General features: G+C 58.5%; 1 rRNA gene. It reads right to left on the reverse strand.

Annotation, left to right across the window (positions count from 1 at the left end):
• Window positions 1-594, reverse strand: a 23S ribosomal RNA gene (locus GJ1_RS17425); the annotation flags it as partial.
• Window positions 595-733 lie beyond the last annotated feature (139 nt).

The raw sequence follows: 733 nt of genomic DNA on the forward strand, positions 1-733 counted from the left end.
CAACGGGCTCTGACTACTTGTAGGCACACGGTTTCAGGTTCTCTTTCACTCCCCTCCCGGGGTGCTTTTCACCTTTCCCTCACGGTACTGGTGCACTATCGGTCACTAGGGAGTATTTAGCCTTGGGAGATGGTCCTCCCTGCTTCCGACGGGATTCCCCGTGTCCCGCCGTACTCAGGATCCGCTCGGGAGGGAACGAAGTTTCGACTACAGGGCTCTCACCTTCTCCGGCCGGCCGTTCCAGACCGGTTCGTCTACCCCGTTCCTTTCTCACTCCCATCATGAGCGGTCCTACAACCCCAAAAGGACAAGCCTTTTGGTTTGGGCTGTTCCCGTTTCGCTCGCCGCTACTCAGGGAATCGCGTTTGCTTTCTTCTCCTCCGGGTACTAAGATGTTTCAGTTCCCCGGGTGTGCCCTCCATGCCCTATGGATTCAGGCATGGATACTGCCCCATTACGGACAGTGGGTTCCCCCATTCGGACATCTCCGGATCCACGCTTGCTTACAGCTCCCCGAAGCGTTTCGGCGTTTGCCCCGTCCTTCATCGGCTCCTAGTGCCAAGGCATCCACCGTGCGCCCTTTCCAGCTTAACCTAAAGCGTCTCGGCTTCTTCCTTCTGTCCAGCTTCGGCGCCTGGCTCTCCTCCGCCAAATCACCTTCACCCCTCGGGGTGCAAGCACCCCAGCGGGTGAAGAACATTTGGCTTCGAGAGCTGATCTCGGCGCCTCCGCT

Origin of the sequence: Geobacillus jurassicus NBRC 107829 (genome assembly GCF_001544315.1) — a bacterium.
Classification (GTDB): Bacteria; Bacillota; Bacilli; order Bacillales; family Anoxybacillaceae; genus Geobacillus; species Geobacillus jurassicus.